At 63.6% G+C, this 26,487-nt stretch carries 22 protein-coding genes; 4 read left to right on the top strand and 18 right to left on the bottom strand.

All coding sequences use genetic code 11. The features are described from left to right. Positions 1-74: 74 nt before the first annotated feature. The 9 genes from M2267_RS21265 to M2267_RS21225 form a co-directional block, all read right to left on the bottom strand. A complete protein-coding gene (locus M2267_RS21265) occupies positions 75-1,340 on the bottom strand; it encodes a glycerate kinase type-2 family protein (protein WP_429116933.1) in 1,266 nt (421 codons plus the stop codon). Between the two features lie 9 nt (positions 1,341-1,349). Next, a complete protein-coding gene (locus M2267_RS21260) occupies positions 1,350-1,667 on the bottom strand; it encodes a Dabb family protein (RefSeq protein ID WP_429116931.1) in 318 nt (105 codons plus the stop codon). Positions 1,668-1,675: 8 nt separating this feature from the next. Then, a complete protein-coding gene (locus M2267_RS21255; RefSeq protein ID WP_429116928.1) occupies positions 1,676-3,331 on the bottom strand; it encodes a GMC family oxidoreductase in 1,656 nt (551 codons plus the stop codon). Positions 3,332-3,434: 103 nt separating this feature from the next. Then, positions 3,435-4,214: a 3-ketoacyl-ACP reductase gene (locus tag M2267_RS21250; protein ID WP_429116926.1), complete on the bottom strand. Its 780-nt coding sequence runs from the start codon at positions 4,212-4,214 to the stop codon at positions 3,435-3,437. Beyond that, complete coding sequence (locus M2267_RS21245) at positions 4,211-5,710, bottom strand: GMC oxidoreductase (protein WP_429116924.1); 1,500 nt, start codon at positions 5,708-5,710, stop codon at positions 4,211-4,213. The genes M2267_RS21250 and M2267_RS21245 overlap by 4 nt, the downstream gene beginning before the upstream one ends. A 6-nt stretch (positions 5,711-5,716) precedes the next feature. Next, positions 5,717-6,832 carry an ABC transporter ATP-binding protein gene (locus M2267_RS21240; protein ID WP_043625396.1) on the bottom strand — a complete coding sequence of 372 codons (1,116 nt, stop codon included), beginning with the start codon at positions 6,830-6,832 and terminating at the stop codon, positions 5,717-5,719. Between the two features lie 4 nt (positions 6,833-6,836). Then, on the bottom strand, positions 6,837-7,718 hold the full coding sequence (locus M2267_RS21235; protein ID WP_043625398.1) for a carbohydrate ABC transporter permease: 882 nt from the start codon (positions 7,716-7,718) through the stop codon (positions 6,837-6,839). Beyond that, positions 7,718-8,596, bottom strand: coding sequence for a carbohydrate ABC transporter permease (locus M2267_RS21230; RefSeq protein WP_043625400.1), 879 nt, complete (start codon positions 8,594-8,596; stop codon positions 7,718-7,720). The genes M2267_RS21235 and M2267_RS21230 overlap by 1 nt, the downstream gene beginning before the upstream one ends. A 276-nt stretch (positions 8,597-8,872) precedes the next feature. Continuing rightward, on the bottom strand, positions 8,873-10,105 hold the full coding sequence (locus tag M2267_RS21225) for an ABC transporter substrate-binding protein (RefSeq protein WP_371258915.1): 1,233 nt from the start codon (positions 10,103-10,105) through the stop codon (positions 8,873-8,875). A 314-nt stretch (positions 10,106-10,419) separates the two neighbouring features. Between M2267_RS21225 and M2267_RS21220 the strand changes: the two genes are divergently transcribed. Continuing rightward, positions 10,420-11,484, top strand: coding sequence for a LacI family transcriptional regulator (locus M2267_RS21220; protein ID WP_043625407.1), 1,065 nt, complete (start codon positions 10,420-10,422; stop codon positions 11,482-11,484). A 99-nt stretch (positions 11,485-11,583) separates the two neighbouring features. On the opposite strand, the gene M2267_RS21215 is transcribed toward M2267_RS21220, so the two are convergent. Genes M2267_RS21215 through M2267_RS21195 form a run of 5 tightly spaced genes read right to left on the bottom strand, consistent with a single transcriptional unit; the run spans position 11,584 to position 17,526 of the window. Continuing rightward, complete coding sequence (locus M2267_RS21215) at positions 11,584-13,092, bottom strand: aldehyde dehydrogenase family protein (RefSeq protein WP_429116921.1); 1,509 nt, start codon at positions 13,090-13,092, stop codon at positions 11,584-11,586. Beyond that, positions 13,092-13,871, bottom strand: coding sequence for an enoyl-CoA hydratase/isomerase family protein (locus M2267_RS21210; protein WP_429116919.1), 780 nt, complete (start codon positions 13,869-13,871; stop codon positions 13,092-13,094). The genes M2267_RS21215 and M2267_RS21210 overlap by 1 nt, the downstream gene beginning before the upstream one ends. Next, the gene (locus M2267_RS21205; RefSeq protein ID WP_429116916.1) at positions 13,864-15,483 is read right to left on the bottom strand and encodes an acyl CoA:acetate/3-ketoacid CoA transferase; all 1,620 of its coding nucleotides are present in this window, start codon (positions 15,481-15,483) and stop codon (positions 13,864-13,866) included. The genes M2267_RS21210 and M2267_RS21205 overlap by 8 nt, the downstream gene beginning before the upstream one ends. A gap of 4 nt (positions 15,484-15,487) precedes the next feature. After that, entirely contained in the window at positions 15,488-16,489 is a 1,002-nt protein-coding gene (locus tag M2267_RS21200) for a Gfo/Idh/MocA family protein (RefSeq protein WP_429116913.1), read from the bottom strand. Further along, complete coding sequence (locus M2267_RS21195; RefSeq protein ID WP_429116910.1) at positions 16,486-17,526, bottom strand: LacI family DNA-binding transcriptional regulator; 1,041 nt, start codon at positions 17,524-17,526, stop codon at positions 16,486-16,488. Before M2267_RS21195 ends, M2267_RS21200 begins: the two co-directional genes overlap by 4 nt. A gap of 298 nt (positions 17,527-17,824) precedes the next feature. Here M2267_RS21195 and M2267_RS21190 point away from each other — a divergent pair, with 298 nt between their 5' ends. After that, positions 17,825-18,997, top strand: coding sequence for a dihydrodipicolinate synthase family protein (locus M2267_RS21190; RefSeq protein ID WP_429116907.1), 1,173 nt, complete (start codon positions 17,825-17,827; stop codon positions 18,995-18,997). 88 nt (positions 18,998-19,085) lie between these two features. Here M2267_RS21190 and M2267_RS21185 read toward each other — a convergent pair whose 3' ends face one another. Continuing rightward, the gene (locus tag M2267_RS21185; RefSeq protein ID WP_429116904.1) at positions 19,086-21,254 is read right to left on the bottom strand and encodes a TonB-dependent receptor domain-containing protein; all 2,169 of its coding nucleotides are present in this window, start codon (positions 21,252-21,254) and stop codon (positions 19,086-19,088) included. 152 nt (positions 21,255-21,406) lie between these two features. On the opposite strand from M2267_RS21185, the gene M2267_RS21180 reads away from it, so the two are divergent. Continuing rightward, positions 21,407-22,876 carry a glycosyl transferase family protein gene (locus M2267_RS21180; protein ID WP_429116902.1) on the top strand — a complete coding sequence of 490 codons (1,470 nt, stop codon included), beginning with the start codon at positions 21,407-21,409 and terminating at the stop codon, positions 22,874-22,876. A gap of 17 nt (positions 22,877-22,893) precedes the next feature. Here the strand turns inward: M2267_RS21180 and M2267_RS21175 are convergent, their stop codons facing one another. The 3 genes from M2267_RS21175 to M2267_RS21165 all read right to left on the bottom strand — a co-directional run bounded on the left by M2267_RS21175 (position 22,894) and on the right by M2267_RS21165 (position 25,884). After that, positions 22,894-24,957 carry a M3 family metallopeptidase gene (locus M2267_RS21175; RefSeq protein WP_429116899.1) on the bottom strand — a complete coding sequence of 688 codons (2,064 nt, stop codon included), beginning with the start codon at positions 24,955-24,957 and terminating at the stop codon, positions 22,894-22,896. A gap of 106 nt (positions 24,958-25,063) precedes the next feature. Continuing rightward, complete coding sequence (locus M2267_RS21170) at positions 25,064-25,705, bottom strand: LysE family translocator (RefSeq protein WP_034803056.1); 642 nt, start codon at positions 25,703-25,705, stop codon at positions 25,064-25,066. Positions 25,706-25,752: 47 nt separating this feature from the next. Beyond that, positions 25,753-25,884, bottom strand: coding sequence for a hypothetical protein (locus M2267_RS21165; protein ID WP_402325968.1), 132 nt, complete (start codon positions 25,882-25,884; stop codon positions 25,753-25,755). A gap of 199 nt (positions 25,885-26,083) precedes the next feature. On the opposite strand from M2267_RS21165, the gene M2267_RS21160 reads away from it, so the two are divergent. Next, a partial coding sequence (locus M2267_RS21160) for an isocitrate/isopropylmalate family dehydrogenase (RefSeq protein ID WP_429116896.1) occupies positions 26,084-26,487 on the top strand: 404 nt, incomplete at its 3' end.

The following is a 26,487-nucleotide window of genomic DNA, read 5'->3' as shown; positions in this document are numbered from 1 at the left end:
AGATCTCGGCGGCGGCGTTGTCATTTCGGGTACAGTGTTGAATCCGGCTAACGTCTCCACAGAAGAGCCGCACCCTAGCGAATCAACAGCGCCCGGAAATCGTTGACGTTCGTTCCGGTCGGGCCCGGTACGAACAGATCGCCGCTCGCCGAAAAGGCCGACCAGGCGTCGTGGTGGGCAAGACCCAGGCGTGGATCGATATTCGCTGCCCGCATGCGGGCAATGCTCTGCCCGTCCGCAAAGGCACCGGCATTGTCTTCCGAACCGTCGATGCCATCCGTATCGGCGGCAAGTGCATCGATGCCCGCAACACCATCGATGTCGAGCGCCAGCGACAGCAGAAACTCGCTGTTGCGCCCGCCCCTGCCATAGTCCTTGCCGGAGATTGTAACGGTCGTCTCACCGCCGGATAAAAGCACGACCGGCTTGGCGAAGGGACGGTTCCTAAGCGCCACCTCGCGGGCAAGGGCCGCATGCATGCGGCCGATGTCGCGGGCTTCTCCCTCGATCGCATCGGAGAGGATGTGCGCCTCGATGCCGAGCTCGCGCGCCTTGGCGGCCGCCGCTTCCAGCGATACGGCAGCCGAGGCAATGACGTGGCATTCGTGCCGGGAAAACCGCGGATCATCGGGATCGGGTGCCGCAGCCGCTTCCGAGCGCAGATGGGCGATGACGCCATCCGGCAATTCCATGCGGTAGCGATCAACAATCTCGAGCGCCTCCGCCGCCGTACTCCGATCCGGAACCGTCGGCCCCGAGGCGACGAAGGCCGGGTTATCGCCGGGTACGTCCGAAACGACGAGACTGACGACACGAGCCGGGAAGGCGGCGGCAGCGAGCCGACCGCCCTTGATGCGCGACACGTGCTTGCGCACGACGTTCATCACCGAGATCGGCGCGCCGGAGGCAAGCAGCGCCCGGTTGACGGCGACCTCGTCAGCGAGCGTCAAGCCTTCAGGCGGCGCCGGCAGCAGGGCCGAGCCGCCACCGGAGATCAGGGCAATGACGAGGTCGTCCGCGGTCAGACCTGCGACCGCCTTCAGCAACGCATCCGATGCGGCGAGCCCCGCCTCATCCGGCACCGGATGGGCCGACTGCAGCACCGTGATTGTCTCGCAATGTTCGATCGGTCCATGGCGCGCCACGACCGTGCCGCTGAAGGGATGCTTCCAGAGTTTCTCGAAAGCGGCGGCCATCTGGCTTGCCGCCTTGCCGGCACCGACGACCACGGTCCGCCCTTTCGGCGGCTCGGGCAGATGCGCCGTGATCGCCTCATAGGGATCGGCGGCTCGAACGGCCGCCGCGAAAAGCTCTGTCAGGAAAGGGCGCGCGTCGATCATCACTGCCACTCAGTCAGCGATTTCGATGTCGTAGACGAAAATGCCAGCGATGCCGCCTTCGGCTGCCGCGACGATCTTGGCGCCAGTCTTGCGATGCTCCTCGTCCTCCAGATAGGCGTCGCGCGCCGCCGCGTCGGTGAAGTCGACGATGAAGCCTTCGGCAAACCCCTTGTCCATGCCCACTTCCGGGCTGACATTGGCGCCGATATGGGCGGCAAGGAATCCCGGCAGCCGGGACTTCAGCGCGGCAATCTCCCCGAAGATTACCGCCTTCTCCTCGCTGGAGACTTCGGGGCGGAAGCGGATGAAGACGCAATGGCGGATCATGGGGAACCTCAACGGATATCGGCGCGGGCGCGCGGGCGGCTGTCGTTGCGTTCGTGGGCGAAGATCGCCGGCGGCAGGGGCTGGCGCTCGCGGATGATATCGGCGCCCTTTTCCCCCATCATGATCGTCGGCCCATTGGTGTTGCAAGAGGGAACGCGCGGCATCACCGAGCTGTCGCAGACGCGAAGGCCTTCAAGTCCGCGCACCTTCAGGTCCAGCCCGACCACGGCCGAGGCATCCGTCCCCATCTTGCAGGTACCGACCGGATGATGGTCGGTCTTGGCATTGGCGCAGCCGTATTCGAAGAACTGCTCATCGCTCATGACCGAGTTACCCGGCAGGCGCTCCGCCAGCACGAAGGGCTTCAGTGCCGCCTGCTGCAGGATCTCGCGGGCGATCTTCAAGCCCTCGATCGACATCTTGCGGTCGTGCGGATCCTCCCAGTAATTCGGATCGATCAGCGGTGCTGCCGCCGGATCGGAGGACGAGAGCCGCACCGTGCCGCGCGAGCGGGGATGCAGATAGGCGGAATTCAGCGTCACGCCGGCATTCTTCAGCTTCTCGACGCCCGCCTCGATGCCGGAGCCGAGACCGAGATGGAACTGGATATCCGGCGAACGGGCGTTCGGATCCGCATACCAGAAGCCGCCGGTCTCAAATAGCGACGATGCGACCGGGCCGGAACGGAACAGTACATACTGCAACCCAGCCCATAGCGTACGATGGAGTTTCGCCACACCGTCATAGGTGTGGTCGCCGGTGCATTCCGAGATCACGAAGAGATCGAGGTGATCCTGCAGATTGCCGCCGACGCCGGGCAGGTCGTGTTTCACCGAGACGCCCACCGATTTCAAATAATCGGCCGGCCCGATGCCGGACTGCAAAAGCAGCTTCGGCGAGCCAATGGCACCCGAGGTAACCAGCACCTCGCGATCCGCGCGGATTGTCTCGCTGCCCTTGGCCGTAACGACTTCCACGCCCACGGCGCGGGTGCCCTCAAGCACGATCCGCGCGACACGCGCGCCGGTGCGCACCTCCAAGTTCCGGCGATCCTTGATCGGCGAGAGATAGGCAAGCGATGCGCTCGACCGGCGGCGGTTGCGCTGGGTCAATTGGTAGAAGCCGACGCCCGCCTGCTGGCGGCCGTTGAAGTCGTGGTTGTAGGGTATGCCGAGTTCCTGTCCGGCGCGGATATAGGCGTCGCAGATCGGCAGCGCCGCCGTGGGCATCGAGACGCCGAGCGGCCCGCCATAGGCGTGGTAGTCGTCGGCAAAGCGCTGGTTGTCTTCCGAGCGTTTGAAATAGGGAAGCACACTGCGATAGTCCCAGCCGGCGCAGCCATCCTCGGAGGCCCAGAGGTCGTAGTCGGCAGCGTTGCCGCGGGTATAGAGCTGGGCATTGATCGACGAGCCGCCTCCGATCACCTTGGCCTGGGTGTAGCGCAGCACCCTGCCCTTCATGTGCTTCTGCGGCACCGTCTCCCAGCCCCAGCTGGCAACGCCCTTGGTCATCTTGGCAAAGCCTGCCGGCATGTGAAACAGCGGATTCCAGTCTCCGCCGCCGGCTTCGAGCAGCAGCACGCGAACCGATGGGTCCTCGGAGAGGCGATTGGCGAGAACGCAGCCGGCCGGGCCGGCGCCGGTGATGATGTAGTCGTAGCTCATTCCCTGTCTTCCCTCCGCCGCCATCAATTTGGAACGTTCCAAATTTTCGACGTGTTCAACTCAAACCCTGCCCGCTTGCGAGCCTCAAAAGTCCTGCCTGTTCCTAGAGACGGCCGATCGACAGCCCGCCATCCGCCTGGATGACCGAGCCGGTAGCAAAGGCGAATTTGCCGCCAGCAAGCCCGGCCGCGATATTGCCGATATCGTCGGGCTCGCCCCAGCGCCGCATCGGCACCAATCCGCCATCGATCAAGCCATCGTATTTCACCGAGACGCCGGCGGTCATGTCGGAGCGAATGATGCCCGGACGGATCTCGAAAACCGAGATGCCGGTATTGGCAAGCCGCAGCGCCAGCCCCTGGCTGAAGGCGGCAAGCCCGGCCTTGGTCATGCAGTAGTCGAGCCGCTCCGGCGACGTCATCGTCGCCGAAACCGAGGTGATGTTGATAATCGAACGCGGTGTTACACCCGCTGGATCGGTCAGCATCGACACCAGAACGGCCTGGGTGAAGAACACGGTGCCACGCAGGTTGGTGGCGACGATCGTGTCGAAATTTTCCGGCAGCATATCCAGGAAATCACCCCGCACCACCGAGGCGATGCCGGCATTGTTGACAAGGCAGCGGATCGGGCCGAGTTCGGCCCGGACGCGCTCGACGGTCGCTGCGTGCCCCCCGACATCGGCAAGGTTCGCCTCGATGTAGATCGCGCGGCCATGCTCACCGGAGAGTTCCGATAGCGTCTGGGTGGTCGTCGCATCTGCCGCACCCAGGCCGGTAAGCGCAATGTCGAAGCCCTCGCGGGCGAGCGCGCGGGCAACGCCGAGACCGATGCCGCGGCGGCCGCCGGTGACGATGGCGACGGGGCGCGTCGATGACGTCATGACCGGAACTCCTTCGCAATGATATGGTCGGCAACCCTGAGCGCCTGGGCGGCAATCGTCAGCGCCGGGTTGACGGCGGCTGAGGTCGGCAGGCAGCCGGCGTCAACGACAAAGAGATTGGGATGATCGAAGGCGCGGCAATAGACGTCGAGCGGCGCGTCCTTTGGGTCCTGGCCCATCCGCACCGTCCCGCACTGATGCGACGGCGTGCGCTTGTCGAAGGGCTGAGAGAGCACGATCGGATAGCCGGCCGCCTTGAAATGGCCGCGCATCTTCGCTTCGAGACTGGAAAGCGCCTCCATGTTCGAGCGCCGCCACCGCATGATGATGCCCTTGCCATCGACCATGATGCGGCTTTCCGGGTTCGGCAGGTCCTCGGTCATCATGTACCAGTCGATCGCATGACCGGCCATGAAATCGAAGGCAAACCGGGGCGCCCAGACGGGCGCGTTGGCCTTCAGGATGTCGGCGTTGATCTTACCGAGAAGCTGGACATTGCCGAGCGGCAGGCCGTCCCTGCCGCCGGTCAGGTAATAGTCGTTCAGCATCAGCGTCTTCTGGTAGACGCTGTCATTGCGCTTGAACGGGTTGATCGCGAGCATGGCGCTGCAATTGTGGTTCATGAAGTTGCGGCCGACCTGATCAGATGCATTGGCGAGCCCCTTGCCGTCGCCGGAGCGCAAGAGGATGGCAGCGGAATTGATCGCGCCGGCCGACAGGATCACCAGCTTCGGCGACAGCGTCTTCTTCTCGCCCCTGTAGGTGTAGTGGACCGCCTCGATCCGTCCGCCCGGGCCTGCCTCCAGCGTGTCGACATGCGCCGACGTGATCAGCTCGATGTTCGGATCCTTCAGCGCGACGGCGAGCGGCGCGGTTTCGGCATCCTTCTTGCCGTTGCCGGTGTTCGGGAACCCGTCCCAGGGCGTGCGCCCGCCGGCAAGCCAGGTGTCGATGTCGACGCCGAGCGGCAAGGTCGCCGGATGCAAGCCCTGCGCCTTCAACTCCGCACGAGCGCGGGCGATGGCCGGCTCGTCCGGCACCGGGCCGAAGGCATAAGGGGAACTGTGGAACGGCTCCGTCGGGTCGTCGCCGAGTTCGCCGCGCACCTCGAACAGTTGCTCGGCCTTGCCGTACCACGGCTCCAATTCCTCGTAGGGGAAGGGCCATGCCGGCGAAACGCCGCCAAGATGCTGCATCTCGGTGAAATCCTCGGCCCGGTAGCGCAGAAGCACCGCACCGAAGAGCTTGGAATTGCCGCCGACGAAATAGAAGTTTCCCGGATTGAACTCGGTCCCGTCTGGCTCACGCCACATCTCCCTCGGGCGGAAATGACCCTTGACGAAAATCGAGCTGTAGCTGCGCGTCTCCGGCGTATCGGGCAGGCGCTCGCCGCGCTCGAGGATGCAGATGCGGGCGCCGGAGCCGGCAAGCCCCGCCGCAAGCGTGGAGCCGCCGATCCCCGACCCGATGATGACGATGTCCGGCTGCTCCTGCATGATCGATTACGCGATCCGCTGCTGGCTCTGCGGGTCGAAGAACACCGCCTTGTCGAGGTTGAAGGCGAGCCGCGAGGTCTGACCGGCAGCAATGCGGGCATCGGCGCGAAGCCGGGCAACGATCTCCTTGCCGCCGAGACGGGTGACCGCGAACGTGTCGGAACCGGCCGGCTCGACCACCTCGATCAGGCATTCGCCCTCGGCGACCACCTTCGCATTGCGGTCGGCGCCATCTGGGTCGGTCAGCGCTTCCGGACGAATGCCGAAGACCACGTCCTTGCCGGCATAGGCCGACAGCGCGCCGTTGGCCTGCGGCACCGCGAGTTTCAGCGGCTCGGCATTCGGACGCGCCAGCGCCACGGCGATATCGGAACCGCTCTTTTCGATGCGCGCGGTCAAAAGGTTCATCGCCGGCGAACCCATGAAGTCAGCGACAAACATGTTGGCCGGGTTGTTGTAGATCTCGGCAGGTGTTCCGAACTGCTGCAGCACGCCGTCCTTCAGAACGGCGATCTTGGTCGCCAGCGTCATCGCCTCGATCTGGTCGTGGGTGACGTAGACGATCGTCGTCTTCATGCGGTTGTGCAGCCGCTTGATCTCGGTGCGCATGTCGACGCGCAGCTTGGCATCGAGGTTGGAGAGCGGCTCGTCGAACAGGAAGACCTGCGGATTGCGCACCAGCGCCCGGCCCATGGCGACGCGCTGGCGCTGGCCGCCGGAGAGCTGGCTCGGCTTGCGGTCGAGCAGATGGCCGATCTGCAGCATGTCCGCCACCTGCTTGATCGCCTTCTCGCGCTCGTCCTTCGGCACACCGCGGATTTCCATGCCGAAGGCAATGTTTCCGGCGACCGTCATGTTCGGGTAGAGCGCGTAGGACTGGAACACCATGGCGATGTCACGCTTCGACGGGTGCAGGTCGGCAACCGAGCGGCCGTTGATGGCGATCTCGCCAGACGTGATCGGCTCGAGACCGGCTATCGTGTTCAGCAGCGTGGACTTGCCGCAACCGGACGGGCCTACGAGAACGAGGAAGCCGCCCTTTTCGATCTCCAGGTTGATGTCCTTCAGGATCTCGAGCGAGCCATAGGATTTGCGCAGGTTGCTGATTTTCAAGAAAGACATGAGCTTATCCTTTCACGGCGCCCGACATCAGGCCGCGAACGAAGTAGCGGCCGGACACGATGTAGACGATGAGCGTTGGCAAGGCGGCGAGGATCGCGCCCGCGAAGTGGACGTTGTATTCCTTGACGCCTGTCGAGGACGAAACGAGGTTGTTGAGCGCGACCGTCATCGGCGTCGAATAGGGGCCGGAGAAGGACGCGCCGAACAGGAAGTCGTTCCAGATGTTGGTGAACTGCCAGATGACCGAAACGACGATGATCGGACCGGACGACGGCAGCAGGATGCGCCAGAAGATCTGGAAGAAGCTGGCGCCGTCGATCTGCGCTGCGCGCACCAGCTCGGTCGGGAAGGCCTCGTAGTAGTTGCGGAAATAGAGCGTCGTGAAGCCGAGGCCGTAAATCACGTGGACGAAAATCAGGCCCCAGATCGAACCGGCGAGCCCCAGGATGCCAAGGATGCGCGCCATCGGGATCAGCACGATCTGGAACGGGATGAAGCAGGACAGAAGCAGCATGGCGAAGAAGATGTTGGCACCGGGAAAGCGCCACTTCGTCAGCACGTAGCCGTTCAGCGCACCGATGATCGTCGAGATCGCCACGGCCGGAACGACCATCAGGATCGAGTTGATGAAGAAGGGTTTCAGGCCGGTGGGCTGCACGCCGATCTGTGCCGTCGACCAGGCCTGAAGCCAGGGCTCCAGCGTAAAGGTCTGCGGCAGGTTGAGCATGCCGCCCTGGCGGATCTCGTCGAGCGGCTTCACCGAGTTCACCAGCATCACATAGAGCGGCAGCAGCGAATAGAGCGCAAAGAGGATCAGCGCGGTGTAGATCAACGCGCGGGTGAGGCGGTTGTGCGAGATGATGTTGTCTGGGCTCGGAGCGCTCATCAGCGTTTTGCTCCCCGGATTTCGGAATAGAGATAGGGAACGATGATCGAGAAGATCATCACCAGCATGATGATCGCCGAGGACGCGCCGATGCCCATCTGGTTGCGGGTGAAGGTGTAGGAATACATGAAGGTCGCCGGCAGCTCGGTCGCCTGGCCGGGGCCGCCACCGGTGAGCGCGATGATCAGGTCGTAGGCCTTGATCGCCAGATGCGCGAGCACGACGAAAGCCGAGAGAAACACCGGCCGCATCAAGGGAATGATGATCCGGCGATAGATCGTCGAGGTCTTGGCGCCGTCGATCTGGGCCGCCTTGATGATCTCGTTGTCGACGCCGCGAAGGCCGGCCAGGAACATCGCCATGATGAAGCCGGTCGACTGCCAGACCGCCGCGATGACGACGCAGTAGATCGCGTAGTTGCGGTCCTTGATCCAGTTGAACGAGAAGCTCTCCCAGCCCCAGAGGTGCATGGTGTTCTCAAGGCCGATGCCGGGATCGAGGAACCACTTCCAGGCCGTACCGGTCACGATGAAGGAAAGCGCCATCGGATAGAGATAGATCGGCCGCAGGAACCCTTCAGCGCGGATCTTCTGGTCGAGCAGGATCGCCAGCCCGAGGCCAAGCACCGAGCAGATGGCGATATAAAGTGCGGCGAAGATCGCCAGGTTGCTCACCGCCCGCCACCAGTGCGGCAGCGCCCACAGCTTCGTATAGTTGCTCAAACCGACGAAATTGTAGGACGGCAGCATCTTGCTGTCCGTCATCGACAGAAAGCCGGTATAGGCGATGAAACCATAGACAAAGATCAGGACGATGAGGAAGCTCGGGGCAAGCACCAGCTTCGGTATCAGGTCCTGCAGGCGACTGCGGCTATCCATGAACGTTCACCACTTCTGGCGCGGCCGTCGGGCACAACCCTGATATCGGCATCCGCGCGAGGTTCTGGGTATCAAAGCGCCCCTCCCCGCGTCCTGTTGGCCACGGTGGTTCGACGGCGCCTGCATGTCGGAATGGGGTGTCCGGGGCGCCTAGCAGCGCCGCGTGTCTCGCAAGACACGCTAAGGTCGCTGCAACACCTAAGTTGCTGCATAATTTTGTCCTTAAATCCATGCGGATCTAAGGAATTATGCAGTACGCGCCCCGGAGCGAGCCCGTTACTTCGCGGCCTCGACGGCCGAGACCAGTTCCTTGACGGCCTCTTCGGACGTCAGTTCGCCGTTGAACTCACGCGTCACGACGTCGTAGATCGCGTTCTTGACGGCAGCCGGATTGGCATGGCCATGGGCCATGGAGCCGAAGAGCTTGCCGTTGGTGTTGGCTTCCGCCAGGTCCTTGATGCCCTTCTTGCCGCAATCGTCGAAGGCCGTGTCCGGAACGTCGGTGCGGGCCGGGACCGAGCCCTTAACGACGTTGAAGGCCGACTGGAAGGTCGGGCTTTCGATCGCCGAAGCCATGGCGAGCTGTGCGGGAACCTTGTCGTCGGCAACCTTGAACATCGCGAACTGGTCGGAGTTGAAGGTCACGGACCCTTGCGTACCCGGGAAGCGCATGCAGACGAAATCGGTGCCCGGCACCTTCTTCGCCTTCAGGAACTCGCCTTTGGCCCAGTCGCCCATGAACTGCAGGCCGGCCTTGTTCTCGATGACCATAGCGGAAGCGAGGTTCCAGTCACGGCCGGAGAAGTTGTCGTCGACATAGGAGCGCAGCTTCGTCATGCGGTCGAAGGCTTCCTTCATCTTGTCGCCGCCGAGCGCTGCCGGGTCGAGGTCGATGAAAGCCTGCTTGTAGAAGTCGGTGCCGAGCGAAAGCACGACGGCGTCGAAGATCGTCGCATCCTGCCAGGGCTGGCCGCCATGGGCGATCGGCGTGATGCCCTGAGCCTTGAAGTTGTCGAGCAGGGCAACCAGTTCGTCCCAGTTGGTCGGCTCCTTGCCGCCAGCCTTGTCGAGGGCGGCCTTGTTGATCCAGACCCAGTTGGTCGAATGCACGTTGACCGGTGCTGCGATCCAGTGGCCGTCATACTTCGAGAACTGCTGCAGGGCGGTCGGGATCACCTTGTCCCAGCCTTCCTTGGAAGCCGTCTCGTCGAGGTTGCCGAGTGCGCCTTCCTTGGCCCAGTCGAGAATGTCGAAGCCGAGCATCTGCACGGCGGTCGGAGCGTTGCCCGCGGTGACGCGCGCGCGCAGCACCGTCATGGCTTCCGTACCGCCACCACCGGCAACCGGCATGTCGGTCCAGGTGATGCCCTTGCTTTCCAGATCCTTCTTCAGAACGTCGAGTGCGGCGGCTTCGCCACCGGATGTCCACCAGTGCAGAACTTCCACATTTTCGGCTGCGCGTGCGGCGGTGGCCGCCATCATCAGCGCCACAACGGCCGTCGTCGTCATCAACTTGCGCATCGTTTTCCTCCCGTTTGCAAGTTAACGAGGCGGAACCTCCTCCACCCCGGAATTCGCGCCGCTTCAGCCAGCGGCTGGCCATTTAAAACGTTATAAATTCAGCAAGTCAAGCATTCCGCCATTTTGTACTTTAGCACCTTCGGAACCGTTTGAATTTACTGAATTATATAGCTCACATTAGCTATTGCAGCGCAGCAATCCATGCCGCGATGCGAGATTTAAAACGTTTTCATGATTCGATTGCCTAAGCGTTCGCACCACGTTACAAAACCCGCTCTTGCCCGCTCTCAGGATGACTAGCATTGGCCGATCCCTCCAAGCCCGCCCACCACGAAGACAGCGGTGCCACCGTCAAGCGCGGCAAGCCGACCCTTCGCACGATCGCGGAAATCACCGGCCTTGCGGTCACCACCGTCTCGCGCGCGCTGTCCGATGCGCCGCAGATCTCCATCGAAACCCGCAAGCGGGTGCGCGAGGTCGCCGACGAGATCGGCTATTCGCCCGACCGTGCCGCCCAGCGCCTGAAGACTGGCCGCACCAATGTCATCGGCGTGCTGCTCGATCCACATGAGGAAATTCTCGGCTACGGCACCTCGATCATGAGCGGCATCGCCAAGGCGCTGCAGGGCACCGCCTTTCACCTGATCGTCATGCCGAACTTCCTCAACTCGACAAATGTCGAAGCGGTCAACTACATCACCCGCAACGCGATGGCCGACGGCCTGATCTTCTCGCGCACGGAACCGCTCGATCCCCGCGTCCGATTGCTGTCCGATCTCGGCTTTCCCTTCGTCACCCATGGGCGCACGGAGCTTTCCACCCCGCATCCCTATGTCGACTACGACAACTTCACCTTCTCCTACCAGGCGACGAAGCGCCTGATCGCCAAGGGCAGGCGCAAGCCCGCGCTGATCAGCGGTCCCGCCGATTTCACCTTTGCGGGCCATCTGCAACACGGCTTCATGACCGCCGTGCGCGAGGCCGGCTGCGCCTACGAGATCCTCTCGGGCATCGACCTCGACAGCCCCGCCGGCGCGATCCGCGACCGTGTGCGCCAGCGCTATGCCGAGCCCGATCCGCCGGATAGCTTCATGTGCGGCGGCGAGGTCTGTGCGCTGGCGACCATCACCGGCATGAGCGATTGCGGCCTCACGCTCGGACGCGAATACGACATCGTCGCCAAGCAGACCTCGCACCTCTTGAGCGCCATCCAGCCGCAGGTCGAAACCATCTACGAAGACCTGACAGCGACCGGCGAGGACATGGGCCGGGTGCTCCTGCAGAAGATCGGCGGCGAGAGCGACATCAGCAAGCTCCAGCTGCTGCTCTGTCCGCAGATCCCATCGAGCTTCGGCACGGCCGGCTGAGCGGGCGAACACGGCGTGCAGGACGGCGTCGCGTGACGCTGCCTCCTGCCCCAATGTTCTCCCCGTCGTCCGCATGTCGTCTCTCCCTCTGATCCAGCCTTAGCGCGGCATCCACCAGCCGGTGCGCGGTCCCATATGCATGTTGAGCGTCTTGGTCTCGGTATAATCCTCGACCGAATGCCGGCCGAGTTCGCGGCCGAGGCCGGACTGGCGGTAGCCGCCAAAGGGCAGTTCCGACGCACCGTCCATGAAGGTGTTCATCCAGATGGTGCCCGCGCGCACGCGGCGGCCAATCGTCAGGCAGGTGTCGAAGTCACGGCTCCAGACGCCGGCCGAAAGGCCGTAGTCGATCGCATTGGCAATGCGGATCGCCTCCTCGGTCGTCTCGAAGGTCAAAACGGAAAGAACCGGCCCGAACACTTCTTCCCGCGCCACTGCCATGTCCGGCCGCACGGAAGAAAGGATCGTCGGCGCCATGAACTGGCCCATGCCGAGATCGAGCGCCGTGCCGCCATGAGCGACCGCTGCACCGTCCCTGGAAGCGGCAGAAACATAGCCGGCAATCTTTTCCAGATGCTGCGGCGTGATGATGGCGCCCACCTGGGTTTCCGGATCAAGCGGATCGCCGACCTTGACCTTGGCAGAAAGTTCGGCGATGCGGCGCGTCACCTCGTCGGCGATATCGCGATGCAGGATCAGGCGCGAACCGGCATTGCAGCATTCGCCGGCATTGAAGTAAGCGCCGAACACTGCGGCATCGATGAACTCATCGAGATTGGCGTCCGGAAAGACGATCTGCGGGTTTTTGCCGCCGAGCTCCAGCGAGACCTTCTTCAGCGTCTGTGCAGCATTGGCCATGGTCAGGCGGCCGACGCCGGTCGAGCCGGTGAAGGACACCATGTCGACATCCGGATGCGTCGTCATCGGCGCGCCGACCTCCGGCCCCGTGCCGGTGATGATGTTGACGACGCCGGCGGGAACACCGGCGGCTTCGAGGATCTCGCCGAGCAGCAGCGTCGAGGCCGAGGTCAGTTCCGACGGCTTGACCACCGTGGTGCAGCCGGCGGCCAGCGCAAAGGGCAGCTTCTGGCTGACGATAAGGAACGGGAAATTCCAGGGCGTGATGATCGAGACGACACCGATCGCCTCGCGCAGCACGACACCAAGTGTACCGTCACCGAGCGTGTTGTAGCTTTCACCATGCAGATCGCGGGCGAGAGCCGCGGCGTAGCGCCAGATATCGGCGGCACCGCCAAGTTCGCCCTTGGCCTGGCTGATCGGCTTGCCGGACTCGATCGCATCGAGATAGGCAAGCTCATCGGCGCGCTCGGCAATGATGTCGGCGGCACGCAAAAGCACCAGCGAACGCTGTGAAGCGGTCATGCGCGGCCAGCTACCTTCGTCGAAGGCACGGCGGGCGGTGGCAATCGCTTTTTCAGCGTCGGCCTTGGTGCCGGCCTGATAGCGGCTGACAACGACGCCATGGCCCGGCGCCACACGCTCGATCGTGCGCCCTTCGGCGCTGTCCACCCACTTGCCGTCGATCAGCATCTGGAAGGCGCGAACCTTGTGGCCTTCGATCGGCTTGGGTTTCACGAGCACGGTCATTACCATTCTCCCTTGAATTGGGCTTCACGCTTCTCGGTGAAGGCGGCGACGCCTTCTTTGAGGTCGCCGGTCTTGGCGACGAGGATCGAGCCGAGTGCCTCGACCGCAGATCCGTTGTCTTCGCCATTCGCCGAAGCGAGCATCAGTTTCGAAATTTCGAGCGCCGCAGGGCCACGCTTGGCGACCCGCGCCGCATAATCACGGGCGGCGGTAAGTACCGTCCCGGTCTCGACGACTGCATCGACCAGGCCTTCCTTGAGGGCAGTCTCGGCCGAGAACATCTCGCCGCCAAGCACCATGCGCCTGACAATCTGGGCACCAAAACGCGAGACCAGGCGCTGCGTGCCCGACCATCCCGGCACCATGCCGAGGCTCGTCTCCGGCAGGCCGATCTTGATCTGCGCCTCGGCCAGCCGGATATCGGCGGCCCCCGCAAGCTCCAGCCCGCCGCCGAGCGCGTGGCCGTTGAGGGCCGCAATGACAGGCATGCGCAGGGTCGCCAGCCGCTCGAACACGCGATGGCCGAAGCGCACCCAGTCATGCCCGAATTCAGGCGCATCCATGCCGCCCCAGGCCTTGATGTCGCCACCGGCGGAAAACGCCTTGCCCTCGCCGGTCAGGATGACGACGCGTACGTTGCGGTCAGCCTCGACCGTATCGCAGGCGGCTGCGAGCGCCTTCAGCATGTCGATGTCGAAGGCGTTGAGCTTGTCTGGACGGGCGACCGTCATGGTCGCGATCGGCCCATCAACCTCGATGCGAATACGACCCTCAGCCACGACCGCCTCCCTGAAGCCGGCGCGCCGGCTTTTTCGGCAGCTCCAATCCGATCAACGCTTCCTGGAACAGCGCTGCGTCCATGGTCTTCAGCCTGTCGGAAACGATCAGCGGGAATTCCGACTGGTCGAGAATATGCGTCTGCAGATCAACGCCAGGCGCGATCTCGGTCAGCATCACGCCCTCGGGCGTCAGCTTCATTACGCAGCGTTCGGTCACATAGGTGATGTCCTGGCCCTGCTCGATACCGCGGCGGCCGGAGAAGGTGACGTGCTCGACTTCGTTGACCAGCTTCTTGAGCTTGCCTTCCTTCTCGATCACCAGCCTGCCGTCGGCGACCGAAAGCTTGGCGCCGGCATTGAACATGCCGGAGAAGACGATCTTCTTCGCCCGCGCGGTGATGTCGACGAAACCGCCGGCACCGGCCGTCACATGCGGGCGGAAGGAGAGTTTCGAGACGTTGACCGAGCCGTGGCGGTCGATCTCGAGGAAGGAAAGCAGCGAGGCATCGAAGCCCGCACCCTGGAAGTAGGTGAACTGGTAGGGCGAGGGCATGAAGGCATCGGCATTAGAAGCGCAGCCGAAGGCAAAGTCGAGAAGCGGCACGCCGCCGACCGCACCCTGCTCGATCACCCAGGTGACCGCACCATGCAGCCCTTCTTCGAGCAGGATGCGCGGCACATTGGCCGAAATGCCGAAGCCCAGATTGACGGCGCTGCCGGCTTGCAGCTCCTGCGCCACGCGGCGGGCAATCACCTTCTGGATATTGAATTCCGGCACCCGGAAGCTGTCGAGCGGCCGGAAGATCTCGCCGGAGATCGCCGGATCGTAGAGCGTCTGCGTCGTCTGCTTCTGGTCGGGATCGACGACGATGTAGTCGACAAGCACGCCGGGAACCCGCACGTCGTGCGGCTTCAGCGAGCCTTCCTTGGTGATGCGTTTGACCTGGGCAATGACGATACCGCCGCTGTTGCGGGCGGCGAGCGCCTGGTCGAGACCGCCGAGATAGGCGCCCTCGTGTTCATAGGTGAGGTTGCCGCGCTCGTCGGCCGTCGTCGCGCGGATGATTGCCACCTGCGGCGCGATCGCCTTGAAATAGAGCCAGTCCTCGCCTTCGAACGAGACCTTCTTCACCACCGGCTCGGCCGCAGCAGAAGCGTTCATGGCGCAGCCTTCGCGCGACGGGTCGACGAAGGTGTCGAGACCGACCTTGGTCATCACGCCCGGCCGCTTGGCCGCCGCCTCGCGGTGCATGTCGAAGAGGATGCCGGAGGGGACGTTGTAGGCGGCCACTTCATTGGCGCCGATCATCTGCCAGATCAGCGGCGGTTCCGCGCTCGACGGGCCGGAGGGATAGGAGCCGCCGATGATTTTCTTCAGCAGACCTTTCTTGGCGATGTAATCGACACCCTTGATGCCGCTCATGTCGCCGGCGGCAATCGGGTGCAGTGTCGTCAGGTCGCGCGGATGGCCGGTCGTCTCGAAACGCTCCCCGATGGCCTTGAGCATCAGGTCCGGGCAACCGAGTCCGCTGGACGACGAGACGGAAACCACCGCGCCATCCGGGATCAAAGCGGCCGCTTCGGCCGGCGAGATATGCTTGTTCGTCGACATCCGTTCAAAGTCCCGTTTCGATCGCTACCGCCTGGCCGGTGGCCGCCGCCTTGACGACGGCAAGGCCCGTTGCCAGCGACCAGACGCCGTCTTCGCCTGTCGCCGAAGCACGGCCTTCGCCCCTGACGGCAGCATGGAAGGCGGAAAGTGCGGTTTCGTAGAGATTGGCATGGTCGAGCGTCAGCTCGCTCTCGCCATCGGCGTTGCGCAGCGTCACCGTGCCTGTCGGCTTCTGCGTCATCACGTTGCGGCCGATCAGCGATCCTTCGGTGCCATGCACCTCAAGACCGGTCTCGGCGTATTTGGTGGTGAAGGCATCGTGGAACTGAGCGATGACGCCGGAGCGGAAGTGGATGACACCCATGACACCATCCTCCAGGCCTTCCTTGCCCATGCCGGCACTGTGGCTGATGGCAACGGCCTCGATCGGATCGTCGTTGAGGATGAAGCGTAGCGTATCGGCGTCATGCACAGTGATGTCGAGAATGACGCCGCCGCCGGCATCCGGCCTCTCCAGTCGCCAGCCCTGGAGATGCGGCGGCAGATAGACGGCGTGGAAGACGCGGGCTGCAATCGGCCGGCCTATCCTGCCCTCGGCGATCGCATCGCGCATTGCGCGGTGGCTCGCGGCATTGCGCAGGTGGTGGTTGGTAGCAAGAACGACACCCGCTTCCTGCGCTGCGCCCACCATGTCGCGCGCATCCTCCAGCGTCATCGCCAGCGGCTTTTCGCAGAGCACGTGTTTGCCGGCAGCGATCGCCGCCAGCGTCTGCTCGCGATGCAGTTCATTGGTGGTGGAGACATAGACGGCATCGACATCGGGATCGCCGACCAGGTCCGCGACAGATGTCACCGACTTCGGAATCCCGTTCTCTTCGGCATAGGCCGCACCACGTTCGGCGCTGGTGCTCATGACCGAAACGACCTCGCCTCCGGCGGCGCGGATCGCGCCGATCACCCATTCACGCGCAATCGTGCTTGCGCCGATCAGACCCCAACGCGTCATGCCAGTGCCTCCCTTTTTCTTTCCACCGCGGCGCCGCAGCTCTGGCGAACCACGAGACGAACCGAACCGACGATCGTTTCCGGCTCCGCCTTGCCGGCCTTGATCTGCTTCAACAGCAGCTCGGCGGCCCGCTGACCCATGCCTTGCGGATCGACGGACACCGTCGTCAGCGCCGGCACCGCCGTCTTCGCCTCGATCACGTCGTCGAAACCGATGACGGCGAAGTCTGCGCCCGGTTCAAGCCGCCGGGCCCGGAGACCATCGCAAACGCCGAAGGCGACCGCATCGTTGAAGCAGAGTGCGGCCGTCGGCCGGTCGGCGAGCATCATCGCCTGCTCCACCGCGGTCACCCCACCGGCGCGCGACGGCGCCGAACCGATGATAAGCGCGTCGGAAACCGGCATGCCAGCCTCCACAAGAGCATCACGGTAGCCGCGCATGCGCGCCTCGAAAACGGCCGTATCCGGAAAACCGCCGAGGAAGGCGATGCGCTGGTGGCCGCGCTCGATCAGGTGACGCACGGCAGCCATGGCGCCGGCATGATTGTCGGAGATCAGCGATGACACCTCGGCACCCGCGATGTCGCGAACGACGAGCACGACCGGAATGCCGCTCTCGACCAGCGGCGCGAGATCGGCCGCTTCCGTGCCGCGCGCCGGGGAGACGATCAGGCCGGAAACGCCGTGCTCACGCATGGACGCCACAACTTCGCGCTGGCGCTCGATCTTCTCACCGGTGTTGGCGAGGAACTGCACGAAGCCCGCAGACTGCACGACCGCATCGACGCCGACGGCGAGCTCGGCAAAGAAGCTGTTGGTGAGATCGTTGACGACGATGCCAATGATCTTGGACTTCGCCTGGCGAAGGTTGGCGGCGCTACGGTTATAGACGTAACCAAGATCGCGGATGGCGGCATTCACCTTGGCGCGCGTCGTCTCGTTGACGAGCGAGCTGCCTTGAAGAACGAGCGACACGGTCGACTTCGACACGCCGGCGGCGCGCGCAATATCGATGACCGTTACCCTCTCCTTGACCACAGCATCCTCCCGAATTCTTCTGCCTGCTTTTCTCTTTCATAATTGGAACGTTCCAATTTCGTCAAGAGTTAGCTGATCACTTTTTTCCGGTCCGGCCGCGCCCGGCGCAGAGACAAGACGTCCAGAGAGACGTTAAGATTCGCGCGATAGACAGATTATTTGATTGAATTTCAATAATAATATCGAAAATATGCATTCACTCGGAGGAGAGGCGCCTCGCCTGAAAAACATTGTCGCTTGCCATTTGGAACGATCCAAAGTATTCCAAGACAAACGTCCGCGGAGGAGACCAACCCCAATGACAAGCCTGACGCTGCCGTGCAAAGACGGTTCGCTTGAACAGTATCGTCTGACCGGAACGCCGATCGAACGGCCCAGCACGCCGCCGATCTTCAACCGCATCGCCTATGCGGCTGCCCACGTGGTTTCGGATCCGCTTGGCGACCTCGATCCCTGGGGCAATCCGGCGATCGACTGGGACGCGACCATGGCGTTTCGCCATCACCTCTGGAGCCTGGGCTTCAAGATCGCCGAGGCGATGGACACGGCCCAGCGCGGCATGGGCCTTGCCTGGCCGGGCGCGCAGGAACTGATCCGCCGCGCGCTGAGCGATGCTCGGCAGGTGCCGGGCGCTGATCTTGCCTGCGGCGCCGGCACCGATCATCTCGCCCCGGCAGACGCGCGGTCCCTGGACGACGTGATTGCGGCCTATGAGGAACAGGTCGGCTTCGTAGAAGGCGAGGGGGGCAGGGCGATCATGATGGCAAGCCGGGCGCTTGCCCGCGTCGCCCGTTCCGCCGACGACTATCGCCACGTCTATGGCCGCATCCTCGGCCAGGCCAGGCACAAGGTGGTGCTGCACTGGCTCGGCGACATGTTCGATCCGCAGCTTCGGGGCTACTGGGGTTCGGAGGATTTCGACAAGGCGCTCGATACGGTGCTGTCGATCATCGAGGCCAACCGCGACAAGGTCGAGGGCATCAAGATCTCGCTGCTCGATAACACCAAGGAAGTGGCACTGCGCAATCGCCTGCCCGAAGGCGTGCTCTGCTTCACCGGCGACGACTTCAACTATGCCGAACTGATCGAAGGCGACGGCACGAAGTATAGCCACGCGCTGCTCGGCATCTTCGATGCGGTGGCGCCCTCTGCCTCCAAGGCCTTGGCGGCACTCGCGAAAGGCGATCTAGCGACCTTCCGCGGCGTGATCGAGCCGACCGTGCCGCTGTCCCGCAAGATCTTCGAAGCGCCAACGCAATACTACAAGGCCGGCGTCGTTCTCCTCGCCTGGCTGAACGGGCACCAGCGCCACTTCACCATGCCGGCCGGCATGCAGTCCGCCCGCGGGGCGCTGCACTATGCCGATATCTTCCGCCTCGCCGACCGCGCAAATGTACTCGACCGGCCGGAACTGGCGGCGCAGCGGATGAAAAGCCTGCTATCGACTTTTGGCGTCGACCAAAACGCTTGAGAAAGACGGGCGCCTGAGAAAAGCCAGACGGCGCCCGGAAGGCGCCGTCTGTTCTCGATCTGAAGCCGGGCAGGGACCGGCCGGATAATCAGAATGTCGCCGTCAGGCTCAGCCAGAACCGGCGACCTTCCCCGACGGCATTGAAATCGGTCGGCTCCACTTCCTTGTCGAAAAGGTTGTAGACGGCTGCGTTCAGCGTCAGGCCTTCGCCGACATCATATTTCGTGCCGATATCGACGGTGGTGTAGGCATCATACTTGTAACCCGTTTTGCCGTTGATCTTCACAGGCTTGCCGCTGGTGGTCGAGACACGCGGGCCGGCGGAGATTTCTTCGCCGTGATAGTTGACCGAGGCCCAGGCCTCGAGCCCTTCGACCGGCGTGAACCAGTCAGCTCTCAGATTGGCCATGTGCTCCGGTGTGCGCGCCAGCGGGAAGCCGGCAAAATCTCCGGTCTGCTGTTCCGACTGCGTATAGGTATAGCTGGCGCGAAGTGTCAGATCCGGGGTCGCGTTCCAGGTCGCCGTCAGTTCCACACCCTGGATAATCGCGTCGTCGATGTTGTAGTTGTACCAGAGGCGGTAGTTCGGATCCTCGCTCCAACGGACCGGATTACCCGAGGCATCCAACACCGGCATGTTGGCGATCTTGTCCCGGAAGTCCGTGTAGAAATAGGTTCCGCCGAGGATGACATCGCCATTGTCCCAGACCGCGCCGATTTCATAGCTGGTGCTCGATTCGGCCTTCAGGTTCGGGTCCGCGATGATGACGCCGCAGGTGCCGGTCGGCCCGTAGGTGCAACCGCCGCCGCCGGTGGTGTAGGCATAGCCCGGGGCGATGCTGCGGATATCGGGCGCGCGGAAGCCGGTGGACACGCCGCCCTTCACCGTCAGCATGTCGGTCGCGTTCCAGACGCCATAGATGCGCGGGCTCAGGTGGTAGCCATATTCTTCATGGTGATCGAGACGCAGGCCGGTGGTCAGCGCGAAGTCATCGACCATGCGCCATTCGTCCTCGGCAAACAGCGCCCATTGGGTGGCCGAGAAAGTTTCGTTTTTGCCCGTGCGTCGACCCGGATTCTGGTCGGACAGCCGCGCCTCGAAATATTGCCCGCCGGTCACCAGCGTGTGGCTGCCGCCGAGATCGAAAGGGGTGGTGAACTTGCCGTCGATGACGGTGTTGCGGACTTCGGGTGCGCGTGGCTGCTTGATGAAACGGCCATCCGCCTGGCTGTAATTGTAGTTCCGCCGCTCCGCCCATTCCTGCAGGATCGAGAAGTCGGACGTCGTAGGTCCCCAGCGCCCGGTATGGGAAAACGACCAATGATCGCGGTCGTTTTCGTTGTAGGTACTGACGGCGCGCGGCCCGGGGGCAATGGTGTTACCGACATTGGCGTCGCGCTTCAGCCTCGCCGTGCCGCCTTCCAGGAAGAAGTCGTGATCCTCGTTTGGCGTATAGGAAAGCCGCGCCGTCAGATCGTGCTCCTTCGCGCCGGTGATGCCGGACAGGAACTTGTCCTCACTGCGCTTCAGGCCGCGGCCCCAGATCTGCACGCCGAGCGTATCTTTCAGGATCGGGCCGCTGGTGTAGAACGACATCTGGCCAGAATTGCCGAACTGCCTATGCTGCTGCATCGTGCCGTCTGTCGTGAACGAACCGGTCCAGCTATCGGCGACCTTGCGGGTGATGATGTTGATGACGCCACCCATGGCATCGGAACCGTAGAGCGACGACATCGGGCCGCGCACGATCTCGATGCGCTCGATGGCGGCGGCGGGCGGGATGAAGCTCTGCTCGAAACCGGAATTGCCGTTGGTGCGCGCGTCGCGCGTGCTCTGGCGTTTTCCGTCGACGAGGATCAGTGTGTAGGAGCCGGGCAGGCCGCGGATGAAGATGTCGCGCTCGTTTGCGACACCGGTCACCGCCACCCCTTGCGCGTCGCGCAGCGCATCGGTGAGATCGCGGAACGACCGCTTCTGCAGGTCTTCGCCCGTGACCACCGTGATGCTCGCCGGCGCATCCTTGACGTTCTGCTCGAACCCGGTCGCCGTCACCACGATCTGCTCAAGCTCGGTCGCTTTCTCCTTGTCCTCTTCCTTGGCCTTCTGCGCCAAGGCGTCCGTCGGCACTGTCAACGCCGTGCCGGCAAGGCAGGCGCAGACGAAACGACGTGACCATCCGGCCGGACCGCACCGGTTCCGGCGGGCCCCTTGCCGCCGCCCCTCGGTTTCGGTCGCAAGCCCCATCCGCTTCATCATCTTCGCCCCGCATATATCTTGAGTAATGAACTCCACTTAGTTATTGGCGAGGGAGACGGTCAACGACGCTGTTTTGGAACGGTTCCAAATACGAAACGACGCAAAACAGCGCCCGCGAATATGCCGGATGAGACAGGAAGGCAGGACGAACCATGGCGGAAGAACAAACGGGCGAGGCAATTGGAAAGCCGGTCTCGAACGAACGTCAGACGGATCTGAGCAAGCTGCGCCTACTGGTGGCGCTCGACGCGCTGCTGCGCGAAAACAGCGTCAGCCGTGCCGCCTCAAGCGTCGGCCTGCAGCCCTCGGCGATGAGCCGCCTGCTCGGTCAATTGCGTGAGGACTATGCCGATCCGCTGTTTCTGCGCACCGGTCATGGGCTGCGCCCGACCCCGCTAGCCGAGTCTCTGCGGCTACGCGTGCGCGCACTTGCCGCAGAGACCGAAGCCCTGCTTGACGCACGCTCCAATGCCTCCGCCCCCACAGCGACGGGTCACGCCGGTTGGGGAGGGCAGGCCTTGACCGACGCACCGCCGCTGGCGGTCCGGCCAAGCCGCCTGCTTGAGGGGGAGCCGGCGCCGGAACAGTTCGCCGCAAAGCTGGCCGAAATCGGTGACGACGCCGCCCCTGAACGACGATTGGCCCGCTGCATCGCGACTGTCGGCACAGGCGCCGGCCGCAGCCGGCCCTTGAGCGAAGAGGAGGCAGAGGACGCGCTGGCGATCATCCTTGGCGGGGAGGCTGATCCGGTGCAGATCGGCGCGCTGATGACGGTGCTGCACTATCGCGGGCCGACGGCGGTGGAGGTGGCCGGCTTCGTGCGCGCCATTCGCCGCCATATCGGCGCAATCGAGCCGGCAGGCGGCTTTGCCGACCTCGACTGGCCCTGCTACCTCTCGCCGAAATTGAAGACTGCGCCCTGGTTCCTGCACGCGGCACGGCTCGTCGCCGACGCCGGCCATCGCGTCGTACTGCATGGAAGCTGCGGTGAAGAGGGTCAGGAGCGGCACAAGCTGGAGGTGGCCGCTTCCACAGCCGGCATCCCGGTCTGCACGTCGATCGCAGCGGCGAAGGCTGCACTTGGGTCGGCGGGCATCGCCTACCTGCCGCTCTCGGCCTTTGCGCCGCAGGTCTATCGTCTGCTGGGGCTCTATCGGCTGATGGAGATGCGCATGCCGCTGAACGCCGCCATTCACCTCATCAATCCGATGGGCGGGCGGGCAAGCCTGCTCGGCGTCGCCAATCCTTCGAGCCGTACGCTCAGCCGCGACATCGCTCTATTACTCGAAACGAGAGAACTGACGATCCTCGGCAACACCCGCGACCACGCCGAGTTCACGCCCTACCGCCAGACGCCGCTTTTCCGTCTTGTCGGGGGCGAACCATCGGACCTCATCATTCCCGCGAAAATCGCGCCGCCAGCCGAAGCGCGCACCGGCTTGAGCAGCCGCGAATACTGGCAAGCCGTCTGGACCGGTGCTGCCCGCGACCAACGCGCGGAAACCACCATCGTCACGACGGCTGCTGCCGCCCTTCTCAGCCTGCGCAATCACGACGACTACGAGGCTGCTTGCGAGACGGCGCGGGGACTTTGGAACAACCGATCACGCCGGATGGCGTGATCGGAGATAGGCGTGGCTCAGGCGGCCAGGCCCTTTTTCGCCAGCATCGCATCCGGGCTCGGCAGCTTGCCGCGGAAGGCCTTGTAGGCGTCCTCCGGATCGATCGAACCGCCGACCGAATAGATGTTGTCCTTGAGACGGGCGGCCATCGCCGGATCGAAGGCGTTGCCGGTTTCCTCGAAGGCAGCGAACGCGTCCGCGTCGAGCACTTCCGACCACATGTAGGAATAGTAGCCGGCCGAGTAGCCGTCGCCCGAGAAGACGTGCAGGAAATGCGGGCTGCGGTGGCGCATGACGATCGATTTCGGCATGCCGATCTCGTCGAGCTTCTTGGCTTCGAGCGCCATCGGTTCCGCCGTCACCGCGGCCGTGTGGTAGGCCATGTCGACCAGCGCGGAGGAGGTGAACTCGACCGTTGCAAAACCGGAGTTGAAGGTTCGCGCCGCCAGCACCTTGTCGAGCAACGCCTGCGGCATCGGCTCTCCGGTCTGGTAGTGCACCGCGTAGCGCTTCAGGATCTCCGGCACCGTCAGCCAATGCTCGTAGAGCTGCGACGGGAGCTCGACGAAGTCGCGCGACACACCCGTGCCCGACACCGAAGGGTAGGTGACGTTCGATAGCATGCCATGCAAGGCGTGTCCGAACTCGTGGAAGAGCGTGCGGGCGTCGTCGAGCGACAGCAGCGCCGGCTTGCCCTCGGCGGGCTTGGCGAAATTGCAGACGTTGTAGATGATCGGCAGCTCGCCCTCGGCGCCGTTCTTCAGCTTGAGCTTGTGCTGCGACTGGAACGAGCTCATCCAGGCACCGGAACGCTTCGAGGACCGGGCGAAGTAGTCGCCGAGGAACAGCGCCACCAGCTTGCCGGCTGCATCCTTGATCTCGAAGACGCGCACGTCGGGATGGTAGGCGGCAATGCCCTTCTTCTCGGTCGCGGTAATGCCGAACAGGCGCGTGGCGACGTCGAAGCAGGCCTCGATGATCTTTTCGAGCTGCAAATAAGGCTTGAGTTCGCCCTCGGAGAAATTGAACTTCTCGGCCCTAAGCTTCTCGGCGTAATGGCGCCAGTCCCAGGGCATGACGTCGTGATTGCGGCCCTCGTCGGCAACCAGCCGGGCAAGCTCAGCCTCTTCCTCGCGCGCACGGGCAACCGCCTTTTCCCATACCTGCATCAAGAGGCCGTTCACCGCATCAGGCGTCTTCGCCATGGTGTCGTCGAGCTTCAACGACGCGAAGTTTTCATAGCCGAGCAGCTTTGCCTTTTCCGCCCGTAGCGCCAGCGTCTCGGCGATCAGCCCGCGATTGTCGGTCTCGCCGCCGTTTTCACCGCGCGCAATCCAGGCGCGAAAGGCCTGCTCACGCAGCTCGCGATTGTCGGAGAAGGTCAGGAACGGTTCGATGATCGAACGCGACAGGGTGACGGCGTATTTCCCCTTCTGGCCGCGGTCGTCGGCAACCGCTGCCATGGCGTCACGCAGGAAGTCCGGTAGCCCGGCGAGTTGCTCCTCGCTCTCCAGGAACAGAACCCAGCTCTTCTCGTCGGCGAGCACGTTCTGCCCGAACTTGGCGCCGAGACCGGCGAGCTTTTCGTTGATCGCTGCCAGCCGCTCCTGCTCGGGCTTTGCGAGCTTGGCGCCGGACTTGACGAAGCCCTTCCAGTGCCGTTCGAGCACGCGCGTCGCTTCGAGATCGAGGCCGAGCGCCGCGCGCCCTTCCCAGAGCGTGTCGATGCGCTTGAACAGCGCCGCATTCATGCCGATCTTCGAATAGTGCCGCGACATCTTCGGGGCGATATCGCGCTCCAGCGCCTGGATCGCCTCGTTGGTGTCGGCGCCGGCCTTGTTCCAGAAGATCGAGGATACGCGCGAAAGTCCGTCGCCGGCAATCTCCAACGCAATGATCGTGTTTTCGAAGGTCGGCGCCGCCGGGTTTTCGGCAATCGCGTCGATCTCCGCCTCATGCTCCCGGAAAACTGCGTCGAACGCCGGGGCAAAATCCTCGTCCTTCACCAGATCGAAACGCGGCAGGCCCTCGTGGCCGGTCCAGGCGGTGAGCGCGGGATTGAGCGGGGTGCTGGTGGTCATCAGAAGTCCTTTCGCATGCGGTCCGACGCGGGGCCGGGGAGGGGCGCCACTGATCTATGACATCAAGGCGCGGAGGCAATGGAGGTGGTCGCGCAGTGGCTTGCCGTCAAGGCCTGCGCAAACCGAGAAGTCCGGGGGCTGCGTGCCAGACCGCCTGAACGGCAAAGCCGATGAACAGAAGCCCGGAAAGCCGGACGATCGCGAGTTCGTGGCGCCGGTAGAAACGCCGCACAACGGACGTTCCGATGATGACGATCAGGATCAGGTCGGCAACGAGAAATCCGATCAGCGAGACGCCGAGCAGCGCCGGCAGCGCATCGAACTCGAGCGCGTTGGCCGAACTGGCAAGCAGCGCGGTGAAGGTTGCGAGCGCCACCGGATAACCCTTGGGATTGGTGAGTCCAAAAATCAGTCCGCGCCTTAGAGGGCGCTCGACTGTCACAAGCGCACGGTTTTCGCCGGCGGGGCGTGCGCGCAGTGCCGTCCAGCCGATCCAGCCGAGATAGGCGCCGCAGAAGAGACCGAGGATATCGAAGATCGTCGTTCCGACGGAGCGGGCGCCGACGATTGCGACCAGCGCCAGGGTCGACCAGAGAACGTCACCGGCAAGATGCCCACCCATGAACAGGGCGCCTGCCTTGCGCCCCTGGCCCGCACCGATACCGAGCAGCGCCAGAAACGCCGGCCCGGGAATAAGGACATAGGAGAGGGCGGCGAGAAAGGCTCCGATCAGCAGCGTCTCGGACATGGCGGGTTCCCAGTTGTGTTGCCCGCATTCGATCCGGAGGCACCGATTCAGTCAAGAGGAAAGCTAAGCCAGCTATAGGACGAGGCCGGTGAGCGCCGGATGGACGGACGGCCAGCAAAGGTCAGGTTCTTGGTCGTGGCGCGGATATGGGCGGCGACGGCGTGGAGGAAGTTGCGCATGTTTTTTTCTCCTCGAGGGATCGATGGCCGGACAGGCACGCGGTTTCTGAAAAAATCATCGCAGCCCCCCGGCTGATCAGTTGTTCCGTCGGGAACATGTCGCTCGCGGCCGCGCACAAATCTTTCGTTTCGCCGATTTCCCTCGATACGAAGTTGCGCTAGAACGCGGCCGAGTTTTCCCCCGCGAGAAGGACTATCCATGACTGTGCGCAACCTCTTCCTTCTGCCCGGCGACGGCATCGGCCCGGAAGCCATGGCGGAAGTCCGCAAAATCATCGCCTACATGAATGCCGAGCTTTCAGCCGGCTTCGTGACGGACGAGGGTCTGGTCGGCGGTTCGGCCTATGACGCCCACGGCCAGGCGATCTCGGAAGAGGACATGGCAAAGGCGCTCGCCGCCGACGCGGTTCTGTTTGGCGCGGTCGGCGGTCCGAAGTGGGATGCGGTGCCTTACGAGGTTCGCCCGGAAGCGGGCCTGCTGCGCCTGCGCAAGGATCTGCAGCTGTTTGCCAACCTGCGCCCGGCAATCTGCTATCCGGCGCTGGCTGCCGCCTCGTCGCTGAAGCCCGAACTGGTCGAAGGTCTCGACATCCTGATCGTGCG

Origin of the sequence: Ensifer sp. KUDG1 (assembly GCF_050434285.1) — a bacterium.
GTDB lineage: Bacteria > Pseudomonadota > Alphaproteobacteria > Rhizobiales > Rhizobiaceae > Ensifer.
The sequence above is the reverse complement of the archived record's forward strand: the minus strand, read 5'-3'. Positions and strand labels throughout refer to the sequence as shown.